We start from the raw sequence: 1266 nt of genomic DNA, 5'->3' as shown, positions 1-1266 counted from the left end.
GTTCCAGGACAGTTTCTCCATGGCAACGAAGGATCTTTTCCTGCACCGCGTTGACGGCATCGGTCCTGAGGCCATGGCCGAGGTCAAGAAACTGATCGCGGTCATGAACGACAGGCTCGGCAGCGGTTTTGCCACCGATGAGGGGCTGGTCGGCGGCTGTGCCTATGACGCGCATGGCGCGGCGATCTCCGATGCCGACATGGAAAAGGCGATGGCGGCCGACGCGGTGCTGTTCGGCGCCGTCGGCGGTCCGAAATGGGATGCGGTGCCTTATGAAGTGCGCCCAGAAGCCGGCCTGCTGCGGCTGCGCAAGGACATGGAGCTGTTCGCCAATCTGCGCCCGGCCATCTGCTATCCGGCACTGGCAGCGTCCTCTTCGCTCAAGCAGGAGGTGGTCGAAGGTCTCGACATATTGATCGTGCGCGAGCTGACTGGCGGCGTCTATTTCGGCGAGCCCAAGCAGATCATCGACCTCGGCAACGGCCAGAAGCGCGGCATCGACACGCAGGTCTACGACACGTTCGAGATCGAGCGCATTTCGGGCGTCGCCTTCGAGCTGGCGCGGACCCGCAAGAACCATGTCACTTCGATGGAAAAGCGCAATGTGATGAAGTCGGGTGTGCTGTGGAACGAGGTCGTCACCCAGACCCACAAGGCGCGTTATGCCGACGTCAAGCTCGACCACATGCTGGCCGATGCCGGCGGCATGCAGCTGGTGCGCTGGCCAAAACAGTTCGACGTCATCGTCACCGACAATCTGTTCGGCGACATGCTGTCCGACATCGCCGCCATGCTGACCGGCTCGATCGGCATGCTGCCGTCGGCCTCGCTCGGCGCGCCTGACGCCAAGACCAAGAAGCGCAAGGCGCTGTACGAGCCGGTGCACGGTTCGGCGCCCGACATTGCCGGCAAGGGCATTGCCAACCCGATCGCCATGATCGCCTCCTTCGCCATGTGCCTGCGCTATTCCTTCGGCATGGTCGATGAAGCCGACCGCGTCGAAGGCGCGATCGCCGCCGTGCTCGACGCGGGCCTGCGGACGAAAGACATCATGTCCGATGGCATGACCGAGGTCGGTACGGTTGAGATGGGCGACGCGATCATCGCCAAATTCCTGGGCTGATACCGTGACGGTCGACGTCCGCTGGGCGACGATCGAGGACGCGACGACGCTCGCGGCCATGCTTTGCGAGATGGCGGAACATTATCGGCAACGGCCTCTCGATGCCGACCGGGCCCTGTCTGCGTCACGAAAATGGCTTGGCG

At 63.3% G+C, this 1266-nt stretch carries 1 protein-coding gene; it reads left to right on the top strand.

Going from position 1 to position 1266, the window contains the following annotated elements; genetic code table 11:
- Positions 1-19: 19 nt before the first annotated feature.
- Positions 20-1123 (top strand): 3-isopropylmalate dehydrogenase, encoded by a 1104-nt coding sequence (gene leuB / locus EOA22_RS34020; RefSeq protein ID WP_127390634.1) that lies wholly within the window; start codon positions 20-22, stop codon positions 1121-1123.
- Positions 1124-1266: the final 143 nt, after the last annotated feature.

Origin of the sequence: Mesorhizobium sp. M7A.F.Ca.US.014.04.1.1 (assembly GCF_003998745.1) — a bacterium.
Classification (GTDB): domain Bacteria; phylum Pseudomonadota; class Alphaproteobacteria; order Rhizobiales; family Rhizobiaceae; genus Mesorhizobium; species Mesorhizobium ciceri.
This window is presented reverse-complemented; position numbering and strand designations above follow the sequence as displayed.

Bases quoted from the DNA above. Each gene is read 5' to 3' on its own strand.
- leuB (WP_127390634.1), top strand. From the start codon at position 20: ATGGCAACGAAGGATCTTTTCCTGCACCGCGTTGACGGCATCGGTCCT.